This window comes from Flavobacterium sp. (assembly GCF_041392005.1).
Taxonomy (GTDB): domain Bacteria; phylum Bacteroidota; class Bacteroidia; order Flavobacteriales; family Flavobacteriaceae; genus Flavobacterium.
Genome location: NZ_JAWKMX010000010.1, coordinates 38635 through 58773, shown reverse-complemented (window position 1 = coordinate 58773; position 20139 = coordinate 38635). Strand labels below are relative to the sequence as shown.

The window sequence follows — 20139 nt, the reverse complement described above, 5'->3', positions numbered from 1 at the left end:
TCTTCTAAAATTAAAGTTCATACACCACCAAACCACTTCTAAATTTTGGTTCTATGTAAGTAGATTTTGGAGGCATAATCAAATCAGCATCAGCAATGGTTTTTATTTCTGAAATATCGATAGGATAGAGCATAAAACCCACTGCAAATTCTCCTTCATCAACCAGTTCTTTAATAGTAGTAATGGGTTGTTTTCCAGAAATATAATCAATACGTTCATCATTTCGTAAATCGCCAATTCCTAAAAGAGGATTAAGCACTTGATTGTATAAAATTTGTGCATCTAAATTTTCTAAAATTTCAGAACTATTTGGTTTTTTCCTTAAAAATAAAGCATAAAATTTACCATCAATATACATTCCAAATTCTCCTTTTTCAGTTGGTTTCCATAATTCTTGATGCTTGCAAACCACATTAAAAATTGATGTTAATGCTTCCATGAATGAAGTAGTATCAAACTGATTCAAATCGCGAATAACACGATTAAATTCGTATATTTTAACCGTACTTTCTGAAATTAAAAAACTCAAAAAGTAATTCAAATTTTCTTTATTTGGAGTCTTATTTTCTTTATGTAAAAGTGCAGCAGAAGCCGAACGATGATGCCCGTCAGCAATATACAAATTCGGAATGGTAGCAAAATGTTCTTCCAACCAATCCATTTCACTTTCGGTATCAATTTTCCAAAGCGTATGTTTTTGTTTGGTGGTTGTTGAAAACGAATAAAGTGGTTTACTTTTCTTTTTTAAAGTTATCCAAGTGTTCATTTCAACACTATCGGGATAAGTTATTAAAACGGGTTCGGTATTAAATTGTGTTTGTTGTAAATATTCTTTAAATAAATCCACACGGTATTGAAGCGTATCTTCGTGTTTTTTTATTTTATTTTCATTGTATTCATCAACTGATGTTCCGGCTAATATTCCGGTGTAACTTTCTGTTTTAGATTGAATTTCGTATAAATAAAACACTGGTTTTTCTTCTTCCACAAAAATACCATCATTTTTAAAATCGTGATATTTATGCGCCACTCCTTTAAAACGTTTATCCCAACTTATTTTTTGCGAATGAATGTAAGCCGGATGAATTACATGTAAAAACGAATACGGATTAAAATTAAGCCAAGCCGCCAATTCAGCCTGACTATAATCGTCGTAATTTCTACAAGTTACCAAGGCGACTTTATCTTCGGCTGGACGAACTGCTTTAATAGGAATAATTTTGGCCATTTTTTTGAGTGATTAGTAATGAGTGAATAGTAATTAGTAAAACCAAAAACTATTCACTAATCACTTTTTAGTATTTACTAAATTGTTTTGCTACTTTTTCTGCTTTTTTACTTTCAGAATAATCGTAGAAACCTTCACCCGATTTTACGCCTAATTTACCTGCCATAACCATGTTTACTAATAATGGGCATGGTGCATATTTCGGATTTTTAAAACCGTTGTACATAACGTTTAAGATCGATAAACAAACGTCAAGTCCAATAAAATCGGCTAATTGAAGTGGTCCCATTGGGTGTGCCATTCCTAATTTCATTACCGTATCAATTTCGGAAACACCACCAACGCCATTATATAAAGTTTCGATAGCCTCGTTAATCATTGGCATTAAAATTCTGTTGGCTACAAATCCAGGATAATCGTTAACTTCAGTTGGAGTTTTACCCAATTTTACTGATAAATCCATGATGATGTTAGTTACTTCATTAGAAGTATTGTAACCACGAATAATTTCTACCAATTTCATAATGGGCACTGGATTCATAAAGTGCATGCCAATAACACGTTCGGGATGTACTACTTGAGCAGCAATTTGAGTAATAGAAATTGAAGAAGTATTCGTTGCTAAAATTGTATTATGGTCACAAATTTCGCTTAGTTGTTTAAAGATTTTTAATTTTAAATCAATATTTTCAGTTGCTGCTTCAACCACTAAATCGCATCCTACAACTCCATCTTTTACATCGGTATAGGTAATGATATTGTGAATTGTATTCATTTTATCATTATTGGTAATGCTACCTTTAGCTACCATTCGGTCAAGATTAGTAGCAATGGTATTCATTCCTTTTTCAATGGCGGCTTCCGATATATCTATTAATTTTACTTTAAATCCTGATTGTGCAAAAGTGTGAGCAATTCCGTTGCCCATTGTTCCTGCACCAATTACTGCAATTGTGTTCATTATAATTTTGTGAATTTTATTTGATTTAATTATTTTTAAATTGGCTTATTGACTAATTGTCTAATTTGCACATTATTTTCTTTCCATTGATTCAATAATCATATAAGCAACACGAAGTGCTTCTGTACCATCTTCTAAAGTTACAATTGGTGTAGTATTATTATTGATAGCATCTGCAAACGTTTCTAATTCATCTAAAATAGCATTGTTTGCTTCAACCGATGGATTATCGAAATAAATTTGTTTTTTTACACCTTCAGCATTTTGCAAAATCATATCGAAATCACCTGGAACTTCAGGAGCATCTTTCATTTTTACTACTTCGCAAACTTTATCTAAATAATCAACAGAAATATAAGCATCTTTTTGGAAAAAGCGCGATTTACGCATATTTTTCATCGAAATACGACTCGATGTTACATTAGCAACACAACCATTTTCAAACTCAATTCGAGCATTACTGATATCTGGCGAATCAGAAATTACCGCAACACCACTAGCGTTTACCGATTTTACTTTCGATTTTACAACACTTAAAATGGCATCTATATCGTGAATCATTAAGTCTAAAACCACAGGAACATCGGTACCACGCGGATTGAACTCTGCCAAGCGATGGGTTTCGATAAACATTGGATTTTCGATTTTATTTTTTACTGCAGTAAAAGCAGGATTAAATCGTTCCACATGACCCACTTGTCCTTTCACATTAAATTTTTTAGCTAAAGCAATAATTTCTTCCGCTTCTTCAACTGTATTTGAAATAGGTTTTTCAATAAAAATATGTTTACCGGCTTTGATTGCTTCCACCGCACAATCATGATGCGAAAGGGTAGGGGTAACAATATCAACTACATCAACAACGGCAATTAATTCATCAATTGTATCAAATTTTTTGTAACCAAATTCTTGTGCTACTTTAATGGCATTTTCTTCAAACGGATCGTAAAATCCCACTAATTCATATTTTGATGATTGATTTAATAATCGTAAATGTATTTTACCTAAATGCCCTGCACCTAGAACTCCAACTTTAAGCATATTAAAATGTTTTCAACAAAAATAGAAATAAATTGATTAAATTCCATTGATATTTGCCTTTTAGTTTTATAAATTAGCAAAACCTAAACTACGAAAAATTGAAAGATACGGCGAAACATCAAGGGCTTCGAAATAAACTGGTTACACTTTTAGAAGGTAAAGGAATTACAGATAAAAATGTATTGGAAGCTATTCGAAAAATTCCCCGACATAGTTTTATGGAGTCTAGTTTTGAAGATTTTGCGTATCAAGATAAAGCCTTTCCTATTGCGGCAGGACAAACTATTTCGCAACCCTATACTGTAGCTTTTCAAAGTCAACTTTTGGAAGTTAAAAAAGGCGATAAAATATTAGAAATTGGTACAGGTAGTGGCTATCAATGTGCGGTTTTGTGTGTTATGGGCGCTCAAGTGTATTCTATTGAAAGGCAAAATGAATTATTTAAAAAAACGTCATTATTATTACCCAAATTGGGTATTCGTGCAAAAAAACTAATTTTTGGCGACGGTTACAAAGGCTATGAAGAAATGGCACCTTTTGATAGTATTATTGTAACAGCTGGCGCACCATTTATTCCGCCAGCATTGATGGCGCAATTAAAAATAGGCGGCAAGTTGGTGATTCCATTAGGAGAAAAAGAACAAATTATGACGTTACTAATACGTAAAAATGAAACCCAATTTGAAAAACATGAATTTGGAGAATTTCGATTTGTACCTTTGTTGGAAGATAAGAATTAGAAAAATTGATTTAATAATTATTTTAAACTAGTTAGTTTTTGTTTTAAAATTTCAATTTCATCTAATATTGAAGTAATTTCTTTTTGTTTGTTGTTGCTAACTTCAATTCCTTTTTCTTGTAGTATTTCGGTTATGGCTTGAATAGCAAAAGGATTAAAATCGAAATTTTTTTCTAATTTCACTTTGTACCAAGCCACGAGTAATTTTTTTATATCAATTTCTAATAATTGAGAAAGTAATTGAATTTGTTTTTTTGTAGGAATGCGATTTCCATTTTCAAATTTACTTATTAAAGCTTGATCAATTTTACTTATTTCGGCGAGTTTTCGCACTGTAAAACCTTTCTCTTCACGTGCTTTTTTAAGTAAGATCATCAGTTGTAAATTTTCTTAATTCTATCTAAATCACGTTTGTTATCGCGGTCTTTCATTGTTTCACGCTTGTCGTAATTCTTTTTACCTCTACAAAGTGCAATATCTAGTTTAGCCAATCCTTTTTCGTTTGTAAATAACCGCAACGGAATAATGGTTAATCCTTTGTTTTGACTGTCTTTTTCTAGTTTACGTAATTCTTTTTTATTGAGTAATAATTTTCTTTCACTTTTTGCACGATGGTTATAGTGATTGCCATATAAATATTCTTCAATTGTTGAATTAATAATGAATAATTCGCCATTATTAAATTCGCAAAAACTTTCGGCTATTGAAGCTTTACCTAATCGAATTGATTTAATTTCAGTACCAGTTAGTACAATTCCAGCCGAATAACGATCTATAATTTCGTAATCGAATTTGGCTCTTTTATTTAAAATATTAATTTCTTTTTGCATAACAAAGCAAAGGTAATTAATTGTAAGTGTTTGCTAAAATTTTGTATAAAAAAAATCGGTAACCATTTGGCTACCGAATAAAATGAATTTTTAGGGTTAGGATAAGTATTTTTTACAAACTTGTAACTTCGTTAAAAACATCCAATTCTATTTGATTTTTGATAATATCATCAAAAGTTTCACCTTTTCTAATCAAATGCGCTTGTCCGTTTAACCAAAGAACTTCGGCAGGGCGTACTCTAGAATTATAGTTTGATGCCATTGAAAAACAATAGGCACCTGCATTATAAAAACATAAAATATCGCCTTCGGTTATTTCTGTAATACGCCTGTTTGAGGCAAAGGTGTCGGTTTCACAGATATAACCAACTACCGAATAAAAGCGTTCTTTACCTTTTGGGTTGCTAATGTTTTCTATTCGATGTTGTGCGCCATATAACATAGGGCGAATTAAATGATTAAACCCACTGTCAACTCCAGCAAAAACAGTTGATGTAGTTTGTTTTACTACATTTACTTTAGTTAAAAAATAACCCGCTTCGCTAACTAAAAATTTTCCTGGTTCAAAAGCTAAAGTTAATGTACGACCGTATTCTTTTTCAAAAGCTAAAAAGCGTTTGGTTAATTTTTTTCCAAATTCTTCAACATTGGTTTCAATATCATCTTTTTTATACGGCACTTTAAAGCCACTTCCAAAATCAATAAAATCAAGATTTTTAAAATGTTTTGCTGTTTCAAAAAGAATTTCTGCTGCATATAAAAAAACTTCAACATCTAAAATATCGGAACCCGTGTGCATGTGAATACCGTTAATGCGCATATTGGTGTTTTCAACTATGCGTAATAAATGAGGAAGTTGATGAATAGAAATGCCAAATTTGCTATCTATATGGCCAACAGAAATATTCGCATTTCCACCAGCCATTACATGCGGATTAATGCGTACACAAACAGGAACATGCGGATGTTTTGTGCCAAATTGTTCTAATATTGATAAATTATCAATATTAATTTGGACGCCTAAAGCCGCAACTCCCTCTATTTCTTCAAGCGAAACACCATTTGGCGTGTACATAATTTCTTGTGGAGAAAAACCAGCATGTAAACCAAGTTTTACTTCTTCAATGGAAACAGTATCTAACCCCGAACCTAAGTTTTTTAACACTTTTAATATGTTCATGTTTGATAAGGCTTTTACAGCATAGTGTATTTTAAACTGTTCAACCTTTGCAAAAGCAGTTGTTAATCGTTGGTATTGACGTTCAATTTTTTCAGCATCATATACATAAATTGGGCTGCCAAATTCTTCTGCAATTTTTAAAAGTTCTTGTGTTTTCATCTGTATTTATCTTTTTAAATTACAAATAAATAAAGTATTTCTTTAATTTTAAATTAAATAACAATTTAAAACAAAATAAAACATAATGTTATATTAAAACATATTATTAGTTAATTTTGTTTTAAAATTAACTTTTGATTTAGGTTATAAAATTTTAAAAATGTTAGTTAGATAAAAATATGTTTGTTATTTTTGTAGCACTTTTTAAAAAATTAAGAAAAGAGCACAATTATGAATTTACACGAATATCAAGGTAAAGAAATATTAGCAAGTTACGGTGTGCGTGTGCAACGCGGATATGTAGCCAATAATGCCGAAGAAGCAGTAGATAAAGCAAAACAATTAACGGCTGAAACCGGTACAGGTTGGCATGTTATCAAAGCTCAAATTCACGCAGGTGGTCGTGGTAAAGGCGGAGGAGTTAAACTAGCTAAAAATTTAGAACAAGTTAAAGAAATTGCGGGTCAAATTATTGGTATGGATTTAATTACGCCGCAAACACCTCCACAAGGGAAACGTGTTCATAAAGTGTTAGTTGCGGAAGATGTATATTATCCAGGTGAAAGTGAAACAAAAGAGTTTTACATGTCTGTATTATTAAATAGAGGTAAAGGTCGTAACATGATTATGTATTCTACCGAAGGTGGTATGGATATTGAAGAAGTTGCCGAAAAAACACCCCATTTAATTTTTACTGAAGAAGTTGATCCAGCTGTTGGATTACAAGGCTTTCAAGCTCGTCAGATAGCATTTAATTTAGGTTGCGAAGGCCTTGCGTTTAAAGAAATGGTAAAATTTGTTGATTCATTATACAAAGCATATGTAGGAGCTGATGCTTCGTTATTCGAAATCAATCCAGTATTGAAAACTTCAGACAATAAAATTATGGCTGTTGATGCTAAAGTTGTTTTAGACGATAATGCTTTATTCCGACATAAAGATTTAGCTGAAATGCGTGATGTTCGTGAAGAAAACCCAATTGAAGTAGAAGCAAAAGAAGTAGGATTAAACTATGTAGATTTAGATGGAACTGTAGGTTGTATGGTAAACGGTGCTGGTTTGGCAATGGCAACTATGGATTTAATTAAGTATGCAGGTTTTGAACCAGCAAACTTTTTAGATGTAGGTGGTACTGCCGATGCAAAACGTGTTGAAACAGCTTTCCGTATTATTTTAAGAGATCCAAATGTAAAAGCAATTTTAATTAATATTTTTGGTGGAATTGTTCGTTGCGATCGTGTTGCACAAGGTGTTGTAGATGCTTATAAAAATATGGGCGATGCTATTAAAGTGCCAATTATTGTGCGTTTACAAGGTACAAATGCAGAAATTGCTAAAGAATTAATTGATAATTCTGGAATGCCAATTTTATCTGCTGTACAGTTTCAAGAAGCTGCCGATCAAGTTAAAGCGGCTTTGTCGTAAATAAAATTTAAAGTTATAAATAATTAAATCGCAATTTAAAAATTGCGATTTTTTTTAAAGTTTAAGAAACAAAAAAAGACTTTCATTTTTGAAAGTCTTTTTTTGTCGGGGTGGCAGGATTCGAACCTGCGACCTCTTGGTCCCAAACCAAGCGCGATGACCGGGCTACGCTACACCCCGAAAACAAGATTGCAAATATACTACTATAATTTTGTTTTCAAAATAAAAAACAAAATAAATCAAATTTATTTTATCATTAAGATTTCTAATTAAAATTTAATTTTTATTTACTTTTAAAAGTTTAAATTTGTTCCAAATAAATGTAATAAAAATGTCAAACTCTATTGAAAGCGTAAAATGCTTAATTATAGGTTCAGGGCCAGCGGGTTATACTGCAGCAATATATGCAGCGCGTGCCAATATGAATCCAGTTTTATACCAAGGGCAACAACCAGGTGGGCAGTTAACCACAACCAACGAAGTAGAAAATTTTCCAGGCTATCCACAAGGAATCACTGGACCCGAAATGATGCTACAATTGCAAGAACAAGCGCAACGTTTTGGAACCGATATTCGTGATGGTTGGGCAACTAAAGTCGATTTTTCAGGTGATATTCACAAAGTTTGGATTAACGAAACAACCGAAATTCATGCACAAACAGTAATTATTTCAACAGGTGCTTCTGCCAAATATTTAGGATTAGAATCGGAACAAAAATATTTAAAATTAGGTGGCGGCGTTTCAGCATGTGCAGTATGCGACGGATTTTTCTATCGCAATCAAGAAGTAGTAATCGTTGGAGCAGGAGATAGCGCTTGCGAAGAAGCGCATTACCTATCGCATATTTGTAAGAAAGTAACTATGTTAGTGCGTAGCGATCAGTTTCGTGCATCTAGAATCATGGAAGAACGTGTGCGCAAAACTGCAAATATTGACATTTTACTCAATACCGAAACCGATGAGGTTCTTGGCGATGGTCAAGTGGTAACTGGCGTTCGAGTTAAAAACAGAGGCACTGGCGAAACTACCGAAATACCAGCTACTGGATTTTTCGTAGCCATTGGTCACAAACCAAATACCGATATTTTTAAAGATTTTTTAGATTTAGACGAAACAGGTTATATCAAAAACATTCCAGGTACAGCCCAAACCAATATACCAGGTGTATTTGTAGGTGGCGATGCAGCCGATCACGTATACCGTCAAGCTATAACTGCAGCAGGTACAGGTTGTATGGCGGCTCTTGATGCCGAACGTTATTTAGCCGCTAAAGCGTAAGCTAAAACAGTTATAAACTAAAAAAGGTGTTTAAACAATTTTAAACACCTTTTTTATTTATTTTAAATCATGAATTCGAAATTCATAATTAGAATTGCTCTCTACCTGCAAAGTGAAATGCACCTTCAATAGCTGCATTCTCATCAGAATCTGAACCGTGAACAGCATTTTCACCAATTGAAGTCGCATATTTTTTACGGATAGTTCCCTCAGCAGCTTCAGCAGGATTAGTAGCACCAATTAATTTACGGAAATCTTCAACCGCATTATCTTTTTCTAAAATTGCCGCTACAATCGGACCGCGAGTCATGAATTCTACCAATTCGCCAAAAAACGGACGTTCTTTGTGAACCGCGTAAAATTGTTGCGCATCAGCAACTGTTAATTGCGTTAATTTCATTGCTACAATTCTGAAACCACCTTCAGTAATCATATTTAAAATTCCACCAATATGCCCATTTTCAACAGCATCTGGTTTAATCATAGTAAAAGTTCTATTACTTGCCATTTTTTTAAATTTTTTGCAAAGGTACTATTTTGAAGTCAAATAGCATAACGAATAATATTATTTTTAAAAACGAATCGAAACGAGTTCTTGTTTTCCATATACCTGCTATTCGTTGCAATCGCTGCGCGTATTTCCACTACTATCAGGGTTAAAAATAGAATGGTCGTAAATTTTGGTAAACTATTTCAATATTTCAATAGTAAAATGTTGTGCCAAAGGGTCAAAATCATGATAAAGTTGCGCTATAAAATCAGATATATTGGTTTCTAATGCCACTTCCGAAAAATTCAATTTACGTTCTTGTAAGCTACCATTTGGAAACAATTCATTTTGAAGTGAAGCAATGCGTGCTAGTTGTTCGGCATATTTTTTCTTTTCAGCCTTAAGTAACTTCTTCTCCAAATTTTCTAAACCTTTTAATTGTTTTTTTTCTTGGGCAGCAACAGCACCAAAGTAAGAAGCATCGGTTTGCGAGGCAATTTTGTATAACTCTTTAAACTGTTGTTGTAAAAAGTTTTTTTGACTAGAAAAGTTAAGTGATAATTCTGAAAATTCAGCTGTTTTTCTAGAAATTAATTCCGATTGTTTTGCAAATAAATCCAACCAAGTTAACGCTAGTTTTTCACGTTTTTTATTTTGCTTTTCAGTTGCTACAATTACCGAATTTCGAAGCAACAACATTGGGAAAGGAATCGAATTTTCCTCAAAATTTGATTTTAATTGCAACCAATAGGCCAATTCGCCACCACCACCAATGTAACACAAATTGGGTAAAATAACTTCTTGATACAACGGTCGTAATACAACATTTGGACTAAATTTTTCAGGATAATTTTCTATTTCTTGTAAAATTTCAGCTTCCGTAAATTGTAATTGCCTATGCAAAACTTTATATAAATTATCTTCAAAAACGATGCGTTCACGCAAATCACTTTCAATATAAAATAAATTGATTTCTCTTGGCGTAACTTGTATCGAATAATCTTTCAATAATTCAGAAGTCGCATTAATTTTTTCAAATGATTGTTGCTGAATGATTTCATTCTTAACATAAGGAATAAATAATTCTTTCAGTTTTTTATCATCGCCATCAACAATCACTAAACCATAATTTTTGAACAATTCGTTTACTAAAAAACGAGTGGCCTCAGCTAAGTTATCGTGCTGTAAATACGCTTCAGTAAACAATTTTTGTAAATTATCAGCCGCTAAACTTGAAGGTAATACTTTCGAAAATTCTTCAAAAACTTCATCTAAACCATCTGTAGACAACCTTCCAACTGGACCTGTACTGTTTTTTTTCCAATTAATTTTTTTTCCTTTAAAAATAAAATGATTGATTTCTTCAAAATCATGATCTTCTGTTGCCATCCAATACACCGGAACAAAATTATAATCAGGATAGGCTTCTTTTAACTGCTTACAAAGTTTGATTGTTGAAACTATTTTATAAATAAAATAAATTGGTCCAGTAAATAAATTGAGCTGATGCCCAGTAGTTACCGTAAATGTATTTTCTTTTTCTAAATAATTGATATTGAGTTGTGTAATATCTGAAATAGAAAAATTTTGGTATTGCTGTTGCAGTTGTTCTTTTAAAGCAATTCTATTTTTTAATTGAAATTGACGTTGTTTTTCTTCAATTTGAAGATTAAAATTTTCAATAGTAGGAAAACGATTGTACAAATCATGTAAGGTGTCCTTTTCATTGAGATAATCGTTGATTAATTTAGAAAAATATCCCGAATTTTGATACGTTATACAATCAGAAACCATAAAATTTATTTTTTTGCTAAAGTACAAAAAATGCGAATTAGAAAATTTTTACCTTTACCGAAATTTACCAATTGAAAGACATTTTACTCATAACCCCACCTTTTACCCAACTGAATACACCGTATCCAGCAACAGCCTATTTAAAAGGTTTTTTGAATACTAAAGGTATTTCTTCCTTTCAAATGGATTTGGGTATCGAAGTTATTACTAAAATTTTTTCAAAAAATGGACTTCAAAAACTATTTGAAATTAGTAAAAATTCAATTTTAAATAGTTCAGAAAACGCATCAAGAATTTATAATTTACGTCAAGAATACATCAAGACAATTGATGCTGTAATGCGCTTTTTACAAAGTAAAAACCCTAGTTTGGCAAGGCAAATTTGTAGTGGTAATTTTCTTCCAGAAGCTTCTCGTTTTGCTCATCTTGATGATATGGATTGGGCTTTTGGCAGTATGGGAATGCAAGATAAAGCAAAACATTTTGCCACTTTATATTTAGAAGATTTATCGGATTTTATTATTGAATGTATTGACGAAAATTTTGGTTTTAGTCGTTATGCAGAACGATTAGGACAAAGTGCTAATTCTTTTGATGAATTATATTATGAATTACAAAAAAAACCTACTTATGTAGATGCTATATCTATTCAAATTTTAAAGAAAAAAATTGATGCTATTCAACCAAAATTAGTCTGTTTTTCAGTGCCTTTCCCCGGTAATTTGTACAGTGCTTTTCGATGTGCTCAATTTATAAAAAACACTTTCCCTGATATTAAAATTGCGATGGGTGGAGGTTTTCCAAATACAGAATTGCGAAATCTTAAAGATATTCGCGTTTTTGATTTTTTCGATTTTATTACATTAGATGATGGCGAATTACCTATTGAATTACTTTATAAAAACATTTGTAAGGCTGAGCTTGTAGAAGCCCAATATAAAAGAACATTTCTTCTAGAAAATAAACAAATCATTTTTCAAAATAATACACCTCAAATAGATTATAAGCAAACAGAAGTGGGCACACCCGATTATTCTGATTTGCTTTTAGATAAATATATTTCGGTAATTGAAGTTGCAAATCCTATGCACAGTTTGTGGAGTGATGGGCGATGGAATAAATTGACAATGGCACATGGTTGTTATTGGGGGAAATGCACTTTTTGTGATATTTCTTTAGATTATATTAAAATTTATGAACCCATAGCTGCAAAATTGATTGTTGACCGAATGGAAACAATGATTGCGCAAACTAATGAAAATGGTTTTCATTTTGTTGACGAAGCTGCACCGCCTGCTTTGATGCGCGAAGTGGCAATTGAAATCATAAAGCGTAATTTAGTTGTTACTTGGTGGACAAATATTCGATTCGAAAAAAGTTTCACCCGTGAGCTATGCTTGTTGCTAAAAGAATCGGGTTGTATTGCCGTATCAGGTGGATTAGAAGTAGCGTCTGATAGATTGCTTAATTTGATTAAAAAAGGCGTTACCGTAGAACAGGTAGCACAGGTAACTCGCAATTTTACTGAAACAGGAATTATGGTACACGCCTATTTAATGTATGGTTTTCCAACACAAACTATTCAAGAAACGGTAGATAGTTTAGAAATGGTGCGTCAACTCTTTGAAATTGGCGTGTTACAAAGTGGATTTTGGCACCAATTTGCCATGACGGCTCACAGTCCTATAGGTCTAAATCCTGAAGAATTTGGGGTTGTACCACAATATAAAGACATTCAATTTGCTAACAATGATGTGCAATTTATTGATAAAACAAGGATAAATCATGAAAAATTCAGTTTTGGGTTACGAAAATCATTGTACAATTATATGCACGGTATTTGTTTTGATTATGAGTTACAAGATTGGTTTGATTTTAAAATTCCAAGAACTAAAATTTCACCGAATTATATTGAAGATTGTTTGCAAAAAAATATTGATTTTAAAATAAAACCCAATGCTCGAATTGTATTTATAGGAAATTTACCTGTAATTAAGACCATTCAAAAAACAAAAAAAGGAACAACTTGGCAGCAAATGCAGCTAAATTTTCAAGGGAAAACGTTCGATTATTCAGTTACTTTAGATTGGGATAAAGGTAATTGGTTGATAAAACAATTTGAAAAATGTTCTGTTTTTTCTGATAATAAAATTACACTTACACAACTAAAAGCTGATTATGAAAAGCATTTTGATGACTTTGAGTTATTTTGGTTTTCAAAACCTTTGCAACAATTAAAAGAATATAATTTATTACTATTGTAATTATTCTTATTAGTAATAAGTTATTTGTTTTCTTCCTTAAAAGAAATCGTTTTCGTAAATTTACAGTCTTAAAAAATTTATAGTTATGAATGACACGTTTACGGTAAAAGTTAACGAAAACTTTAATTTTAATATTGCCACTGCCACTGCTCAAAATTTAAATGCAGTTAGTTTAAGCGATAACGAATTCCATATTTTACATAACGGTCAATCGGTTCAAGCTGAAATTATTTCTACTGATTTTAATGCTAAAAAATACACAGTAAAAGTTAATAATAACATTTACGTTGTGTCGATTGCAGATGCTTTAGATCAATTAATTAAAAAAATGGGATTTGATGTAAGCTCAAATAAAGTTGCCAATAATGTAAAAGCACCAATGCCGGGTTTATTATTAGATATTATGGTAGAAAGCGGGCAAGAAGTTACTGAAAATCAGCCGTTACTAATTCTTGAAGCAATGAAAATGGAAAACAGTATTGTCTCGCCTCGTGGGGGAATAATAAAGTCAATTTTAGCTAAAAAAGGTGCTGCTGTTGAAAAAGGAGAATTATTGATTGAATTTGAATAAATTTTCAGTTTTAAGTAATCAATTATTTAAAATATCATACTTAGCGTAGTCGAAGAGTCTATATATAACTTTAAAATTTAATGCTAAAAGCTAAAAGCTAAAAAGCTAAAAATATGAAAAAAATACTAGTAGCTAATCGTGGAGAAATTGCACTTCGTGTGATGAAAACAGCTAAAAAAATGGGAATTAAAACAGTCGCAGTTTTTTCGGTTGCCGATAGAAATGCACCGCACGTAAAATTTGCTGATGAAGCAGTTTGTATTGGAGAAGCGTCGTCCAATCAATCCTATTTAAGAGGCGATAAAATAATTGAAGTTTGTAAAACTCTACATGTTGATGCCATTCATCCTGGTTACGGATTTTTAAGTGAAAATGCAGATTTCGCTGAATTAGCAGAACAAAACAACATTATTTTTATTGGGCCAAAGTCTAAAGCTATGAAAATTATGGGAAGCAAATTAGCAGCTAAAGAGGCTGTTAAAGCTTTTGATATTCCTATGGTGCCAGGTCTAGATGAAGCAATTACTGATGTCGCTAAAGCAAAAGAAGTAGCTAAAAATATTGGCTTTCCCATTTTGATAAAAGCCTCGGCAGGTGGTGGTGGAAAAGGAATGCGTGTTGTAGAAAACGAAGCCGAATTTGAGGCGCAAATGAATCGTGCTATTTCGGAAGCAACTTCAGCTTTTGGCGATGGCTCTGTTTTTATTGAAAAATATGTTACTTCACCTCGGCATATTGAAATTCAAATAATGGCAGATATGCACGGAAATATTTTGTATTTATTTGAAAGAGAGTGCTCTATACAACGTCGTCATCAAAAAGTAGTGGAAGAAGCACCATCTTCTGTTTTAACTCCCGAAATTCGTAAAGCAATGGGAGAAGCCGCTGTAAAAGTAGCAAAATCATGTGATTATATTGGGGCAGGAACGGTTGAGTTTTTATTAGATGAAAACAAAAATTTCTATTTTTTAGAAATGAATACGCGCCTTCAAGTTGAGCATCCAGTCACCGAAATGATTACAGGTTTAGACTTAGTCGAAATGCAAATTCGAGTGGCTCGAGGAGAAGCAATTCAGTTAAAACAAGATGATTTACAGATAATTGGTCACGCAATGGAACTTCGTGTGTATGCTGAAGATCCTATGAATGATTTTCTTCCAAGTGTAGGAAAATTAGATGTTTATCAATTGCCAGTAGGAAATGGAGTTCGTGTTGATAATGGTTTTGAACAAGGCATGGAAGTGCCAATTTATTATGATCCAATGTTGGCTAAATTAGTAACCTACGGAAAGAATAGGGAAGAAGCTATTCAAAAAATGATAGAAGCTATAGCCGATTATCATGTAAAAGGGGTAAGTACAACATTGCCTTTTGGAACATTTGTAATGCAACATGAAGCCTTTACTTCGGGTAATTTTGATACTAATTTTGTGAAAAAATATTACGATAAACAAATTCTTGAAAAACAAGCAGAAGTTGAAGCTGAAATTACTGCTATTATTGCATTAAAACAATATTTAGAGGATCAAAAAATAGTTCGTTTACCAAATTAATTGACGCGCATTGTCAGATTGGCAAATTGACACATTAAGATATGGAAGATAAAATAAAAGCATTACAAGATAAAATAGCTTTAGCCAAATTAGGTGGAGGCGAAAAGCGAATTGCTAAACATCATGAAAAGAATAAATTAACCGCACGTGAACGTATCCATTATTTGTTAGATGAAGGTTCATTTGAAGAGATTGGAATGTTGGTTACCCACCGTACGACTGATTTTGGAATGGAGAAAGAAGTGTATTATGGTGATGGGGTAGTTACTGGATATGGAACTATCAATAATCGACCAGTATATATTTTTGCTCAAGATTTTACCGTTTTTGGTGGCTCATTGTCTGAAACACACGCCGAAAAAATTTGTAAAGTAATGGATATGGCTCTTAAAACAGGTACACCAATGATTGGTTTAAACGACTCAGGTGGTGCACGTATTCAAGAAGGTGTTCGTTCATTAGGCGGTTATGCCGATATTTTTTATAAAAATGTACAAGCTTCAGGCGTTATTCCTCAAATTTCTGCCATTATGGGGCCATGTGCTGGTGGCGCAGTGTATTCGCCAGCTATGACAGATTTTACACTTATGGTTGAAAATAATAGTTACATGTTTGTTACGGGTCCAAATGTAGTAAAAACAGTTACTAATGAGGAAGTTACATCGGAAGAATTGGGCGGAGCAAGTACGCATTCAACCAAATCGGGTGTGGCACATATTACCTCGCCAAACGGTGTGGAATGCTTAGAAGATATTAAAAAATTATTGAGCTATTTGCCTCAAAATAATCGTGAAACAACGCCTAAAATTCCTTTTGAATTAAAAGAAGAAATGCGGGTTGAATTAAACGCTATTGTTCCTGATAATCCAAATAAGCCATACGACATGCATCAGGTTATTAATGGGATAATAGACGCAGGTAGTTTTTTTGAAGTACATAAAAATTATGCAGAAAATATCATTGTTGGTTTTGCTCGTTTGGGTGGTCGTAGTATTGGTATTGTAGCTAATCAGCCTATGGTTTTAGCAGGTTGTTTAGATGTTAACAGTTCCAAAAAGGGCGCTCGTTTTGTGCGTTTTTGTGATTGTTTTAATATTCCTTTATTAGTTTTGGAAGATGTACCTGGTTTTTTACCAGGAACCGACCAAGAATGGAATGGAATTATTACGCACGGTGCAAAATTATTATACGCGTTTAGCGAAGCTACTGTACCAAGAATTACTGTTATTACACGAAAAGCCTATGGTGGCGCTTACGATGTAATGAATTCTAAACACATAGGAGCCGATTTTAACTTTGCGTGGCCAACTGCTGAAATTGCGGTTATGGGAGCAAAAGGAGCATCTGAAATCATTTTTAAGAAAGAAATTAGCGAAGCTGATAATCCTAAAGAAAAATTGGCTGAAAAAGAAGCCGAATACGCCGAAAAATTTGCAAATCCTTATAGCGCAGCATATCGTGGGTTTATTGATGAAGTTATTTTACCAGAACAAACGCGTAGAAAATTATTAAAAGCATTTTCCATATTAGAAAATAAAGTGGTTGATACACCAAAACGGAAACACGGAAATATTCCGTTATAAATTTGCAATAAAAAAATCCCAAAAAGTAATTTTTGGGATTTTTTTAAAAATATTTTTTTAAAATATTACTATATTGCCACACTTTTAGCAAATTAACACGTGTTCATGAAGCCAATAGCTTTCTTTATGTTTTTTCTTTTTTCCGTAGTTGTTTTTTCTCAGGAAACAATTTCACATAAAGTAAAGCCACGAGAAACAATTTATGGTATTGCAAAATTATATAAGGTTAAAGAACAAGATATAGTAAATGCAAACCCCAAAATAAAAGGAAAATCACTTCAAATAGGTGCTGTTTTAAAAATACCAAATTATAGATATTTACAGAGTAATAAAGCCAAAATATATACGGTAAAAAAAGGCGATTCGTATTATGCAATTGCAAAAAAACATGATATAAAAGTAAGAGATTTAATTGAAGCAAATCCTAAAGTTGACCCTAATAGAATAAAACCTGGACTAACTTTAAATTTGGTTAAAAATAGTGAATCTAAAACAAGAAATAAGATAGAAGAAATAGTACAAGAAGAGGAAATAGACAATTTAGAAGAAGCTATTTATCAAGATTTAATTCACGTAGTAAAAAAAGGTGAAACACTATACAGTATTGCTAAAGAATATGAAATTACAGTAGATTCGCTTAGAAGTCTTAATCCAAATTTAAGCGCTGTTTTGCCTGCAAATTATCAGTTATTAGTACGAAAAGGAGTAGAAGATGATGCTGCAGTTGAACCTTTAGTTATTGAAGAAGAAACAGCAGAAATTATTAATATAGAAACCGATGCAATAGATGAAGAAGCTACCAATATGGCAGATGGCGACGATACATTTATTCTTTACGAAACCTTAGAAAAAATAGAAGTTATTTTAAATTCGGCTACTAATTTTTTAGGAACGCGTTATCGCTATGGTGGACGTTCTACTAGTGGTATTGATTGTTCTGGTTTAGTTTGCGAAGCTTATAATTCGGCAGGTGTTTCGTTGCCTAGAACATCATCTGCACAATCGAGTACTTATAAAAAAGTAAAAAAGAAAAATGCACGACGCGGCGATTTAATATTTTTTATAACAAGAGGAAAACGTATTAGCCACGTAGGAATTATTACCGAAGTTTTAGATAACGATATTAAATTTATTCACGCATCATCTTCATCGGGCGTAATTATTTCGTCGTTAAATGAGTCGTATTATTCGCGTAGGTTTGCTCAAATAAATAGAGTTTTAAATTAAATAAAAAATCCTTGTTATTCAACAAGGATTTTTCAAAAATCAAAACTACTAACCACGTTGCACGAAGCAACAATCAAATTCAATTTTCTTTTAAGAAAGTATAAATTTCATCTTTTAAATGAACTCTATCCATTCGTAATTTGTTTAATACTTCATCGGAAGCAGGCTCGGCATCAGACTCAATACGATATACTTCATGATCAAGTTCATCATATTGTTCAAACAACTTTTTAAAATGAGCATTGTTTACTTTTAAATCGTTAATTTTCTCTTCAAATTCTGGAAAAGCTTCTGTTAGCGAATGTTTTCTAATCATATTTACTTTTGTTTACTCAAAGTTAGTTTATTATTTATTATTAAAAACTGATAAAAATCATTTGAAAATAAAAAATCTTTGTAAGAAACACAAAGATTTTTAAGTGGTATTCTGTTTTTTTGTTAAACAGGTTCTGCGTATAAATCAAATTCGGTAGCGTTGGTTACTTTTAAAGTAACAAATTCGCCCGTTTTTAAATAAAATTTAGCCGCATCAATTAAAACTTCATTATCTACATCGGGGCTATCAAACTCGGTTCTTCCTATAAAATATGCTCCTTCTTTTCTATCGATAACACATTTAAAGGTTTTACCAATTTTTTCTTGATTCAATTCCCACGAAATCTGCGCTTGAATATCCATAATTTCATTGGCGCGTTCGCGCTTTACTTCTTCAGGAACATCGTCTTCAAGCTCGTAAGCCGTAGTATTTTCTTCGTGCGAATACGTAAAACAGCCCAAACGTTCAAAACGCATGTCTTGTACCCAATTTTTTAAAATCTCGAAATCTTCTTCTGTTTCACCAGGATAGCCTACAATTAAAGTAGTTCGTATTGCCATTTCAGGAACAATTTTTCTAAATTCTTTTATAAGATTCGTTGTTTTTTCGTAAGAAGTGCCACGCTTCATCGATTTTAAAATTTTATCTGAAATATGTTGTAATGGAATATCTAAATAGTTACAAATTTTAGGTTCACGTTTCATTAAATCTAAAACATCCATAGGAAAACCTGTAGGAAAAGCATAGTGTAAACGAATCCATTCAATACCATCAACTTTTATTAAAGCTTCTAAAAGTTCGGCTAAATTTCTTTTTTTGTATAAATCTAATCCGTAATACGTTAAATCTTGTGCAATTAATATAAGTTCTTTAACCCCGTTTTTGGCTAATTTTTCGGCTTCAATAACGAGTTTTTCTATAGGAGTAGAAACGTGTTTTCCACGCATAAGCGGAATAGCGCAAAAACTACACGGTCTATCGCAGCCTTCTGCAATTTTTAAGTAGGCATAATTTTTTGGCGTAGTAGTTAAACGTTCGCCTATTAATTCGTGCTTATAATCGGCGCCAAGTGCTTTTAATAAAAGCGGAAGCTCTGTGGTACCAAAAAATTGGTCTATATTAGGAATTTCCTTTTCTAAATCGGGTTTATAGCGTTCGCTTAAACAGCCTGTAACAAAAACTTTATCAACTAAACCGTCTTCTTTTTTTTGAGCATATTCTAAAATAGTGTTTACGGATTCTTCTTTAGCATTATCAATAAAGCCACACGTATTAATTACAATAATATTGCCTTCGTCTTCTTTTGCTTCGTGTGTAACTTCTTTGCCATTTGCTTTTAATTGTCCCATCAAAACTTCGCTATCGTACACATTTTTAGAACAGCCTAGGGTAACTACGTTTATTTTATTTTTCTTTAACGATTTGGTTCTCATTTGCTTAAAATTGGAGTGCAAAATTACATAAAAAAGTTTTAGTAGCGGCTACACATTGCTTTTTTG

18 protein-coding genes and 1 tRNA gene are annotated in these 20139 nt (G+C 32.4%); 8 read left to right on the top strand and 11 right to left on the bottom strand.

What is annotated here, in order from left to right:
* Positions 1-10: 10 nt before the first annotated feature.
* The 3 genes from R2808_RS06770 to R2808_RS06760 all read right to left on the bottom strand — a co-directional run bounded on the left by R2808_RS06770 (position 11) and on the right by R2808_RS06760 (position 3230).
* On the bottom strand, positions 11-1228 hold the full coding sequence (locus R2808_RS06770) for a DUF1015 domain-containing protein (RefSeq protein ID WP_371270205.1): 1218 nt from the start codon (positions 1226-1228) through the stop codon (positions 11-13).
* A gap of 67 nt (positions 1229-1295) precedes the next feature.
* Positions 1296-2189 (bottom strand): 3-hydroxyacyl-CoA dehydrogenase family protein, encoded by an 894-nt coding sequence (locus R2808_RS06765; RefSeq protein WP_371270204.1) that lies wholly within the window; start codon positions 2187-2189, stop codon positions 1296-1298.
* Positions 2190-2261: 72 nt separating this feature from the next.
* Positions 2262-3230 (bottom strand): Gfo/Idh/MocA family protein, encoded by a 969-nt coding sequence (locus tag R2808_RS06760; protein WP_371270203.1) that lies wholly within the window; start codon positions 3228-3230, stop codon positions 2262-2264.
* 98 nt (positions 3231-3328) lie between these two features.
* Here R2808_RS06760 and R2808_RS06755 point away from each other — a divergent pair, with 98 nt between their 5' ends.
* Positions 3329-3970, top strand: coding sequence for a protein-L-isoaspartate(D-aspartate) O-methyltransferase (locus tag R2808_RS06755; RefSeq protein ID WP_371270202.1), 642 nt, complete (start codon positions 3329-3331; stop codon positions 3968-3970).
* A gap of 17 nt (positions 3971-3987) precedes the next feature.
* Here R2808_RS06755 and R2808_RS06750 read toward each other — a convergent pair whose 3' ends face one another.
* The 3 genes from R2808_RS06750 to lysA form a co-directional block, all read right to left on the bottom strand.
* Entirely contained in the window at positions 3988-4344 is a 357-nt protein-coding gene (locus R2808_RS06750) for a helix-turn-helix domain-containing protein (RefSeq protein WP_371270201.1), read from the bottom strand.
* A complete protein-coding gene (gene smpB / locus R2808_RS06745) occupies positions 4344-4799 on the bottom strand; it encodes an SsrA-binding protein SmpB (RefSeq protein ID WP_371270200.1) in 456 nt (151 codons plus the stop codon). Before smpB ends, R2808_RS06750 begins: the two co-directional genes overlap by 1 nt.
* Before the next feature lie 112 nt (positions 4800-4911).
* Positions 4912-6138, bottom strand: a complete 1227-nt coding sequence (gene lysA / locus R2808_RS06740; RefSeq protein ID WP_371270199.1) for a diaminopimelate decarboxylase — start codon at positions 6136-6138, stop codon at positions 4912-4914.
* Between the two features lie 231 nt (positions 6139-6369).
* On the opposite strand from lysA, the gene sucC reads away from it, so the two are divergent.
* Positions 6370-7563, top strand: a complete 1194-nt coding sequence (gene sucC, locus R2808_RS06735; protein ID WP_371270198.1) for an ADP-forming succinate--CoA ligase subunit beta — start codon at positions 6370-6372, stop codon at positions 7561-7563.
* A gap of 105 nt (positions 7564-7668) precedes the next feature.
* Here the strand turns inward: sucC and R2808_RS06730 are convergent.
* A tRNA-Pro gene (locus tag R2808_RS06730) sits at positions 7669-7743 on the bottom strand.
* 151 nt (positions 7744-7894) lie between these two features.
* Here R2808_RS06730 and trxB point away from each other — a divergent pair.
* The gene (gene trxB / locus R2808_RS06725) at positions 7895-8842 is read left to right on the top strand and encodes a thioredoxin-disulfide reductase (protein ID WP_371270197.1); all 948 of its coding nucleotides are present in this window, start codon (positions 7895-7897) and stop codon (positions 8840-8842) included.
* Positions 8843-8930: 88 nt separating this feature from the next.
* On the opposite strand, the gene R2808_RS06720 is transcribed toward trxB, so the two are convergent.
* Positions 8931-9350, bottom strand: a complete 420-nt coding sequence (locus tag R2808_RS06720) for a nucleoside-diphosphate kinase (RefSeq protein ID WP_371270196.1) — start codon at positions 9348-9350, stop codon at positions 8931-8933.
* 180 nt (positions 9351-9530) lie between these two features.
* Complete coding sequence (bshC, locus tag R2808_RS06715) at positions 9531-11126, bottom strand: bacillithiol biosynthesis cysteine-adding enzyme BshC (RefSeq protein ID WP_371270195.1); 1596 nt, start codon at positions 11124-11126, stop codon at positions 9531-9533.
* 71 nt (positions 11127-11197) lie between these two features.
* Here bshC and R2808_RS06710 point away from each other — a divergent pair, with 71 nt between their 5' ends.
* From R2808_RS06710 to R2808_RS06690, 5 genes are all read left to right on the top strand, one after another.
* A complete protein-coding gene (locus R2808_RS06710) occupies positions 11198-13390 on the top strand; it encodes a radical SAM protein (RefSeq protein WP_371270194.1) in 2193 nt (730 codons plus the stop codon).
* A gap of 85 nt (positions 13391-13475) precedes the next feature.
* The gene (locus R2808_RS06705; protein WP_371270193.1) at positions 13476-13961 is read left to right on the top strand and encodes an acetyl-CoA carboxylase biotin carboxyl carrier protein subunit; all 486 of its coding nucleotides are present in this window, start codon (positions 13476-13478) and stop codon (positions 13959-13961) included.
* A gap of 113 nt (positions 13962-14074) precedes the next feature.
* The gene (gene accC / locus R2808_RS06700) at positions 14075-15514 is read left to right on the top strand and encodes an acetyl-CoA carboxylase biotin carboxylase subunit (protein ID WP_371270192.1); all 1440 of its coding nucleotides are present in this window, start codon (positions 14075-14077) and stop codon (positions 15512-15514) included.
* A gap of 41 nt (positions 15515-15555) precedes the next feature.
* Positions 15556-17097, top strand: a complete 1542-nt coding sequence (locus R2808_RS06695) for an acyl-CoA carboxylase subunit beta (protein ID WP_371270191.1) — start codon at positions 15556-15558, stop codon at positions 17095-17097.
* Positions 17098-17202: 105 nt separating this feature from the next.
* Positions 17203-18324, top strand: coding sequence for a LysM peptidoglycan-binding domain-containing protein (locus tag R2808_RS06690; protein ID WP_371270190.1), 1122 nt, complete (start codon positions 17203-17205; stop codon positions 18322-18324).
* Positions 18325-18403: 79 nt separating this feature from the next.
* Here R2808_RS06690 and R2808_RS06685 read toward each other — a convergent pair whose 3' ends face one another.
* On the bottom strand, positions 18404-18640 hold the full coding sequence (locus R2808_RS06685; RefSeq protein WP_371270189.1) for a YdcH family protein: 237 nt from the start codon (positions 18638-18640) through the stop codon (positions 18404-18406).
* A 122-nt stretch (positions 18641-18762) separates the two neighbouring features.
* Entirely contained in the window at positions 18763-20073 is a 1311-nt protein-coding gene (rimO, locus tag R2808_RS06680; protein ID WP_371270188.1) for a 30S ribosomal protein S12 methylthiotransferase RimO, read from the bottom strand.
* Positions 20074-20139 lie beyond the last annotated feature (66 nt).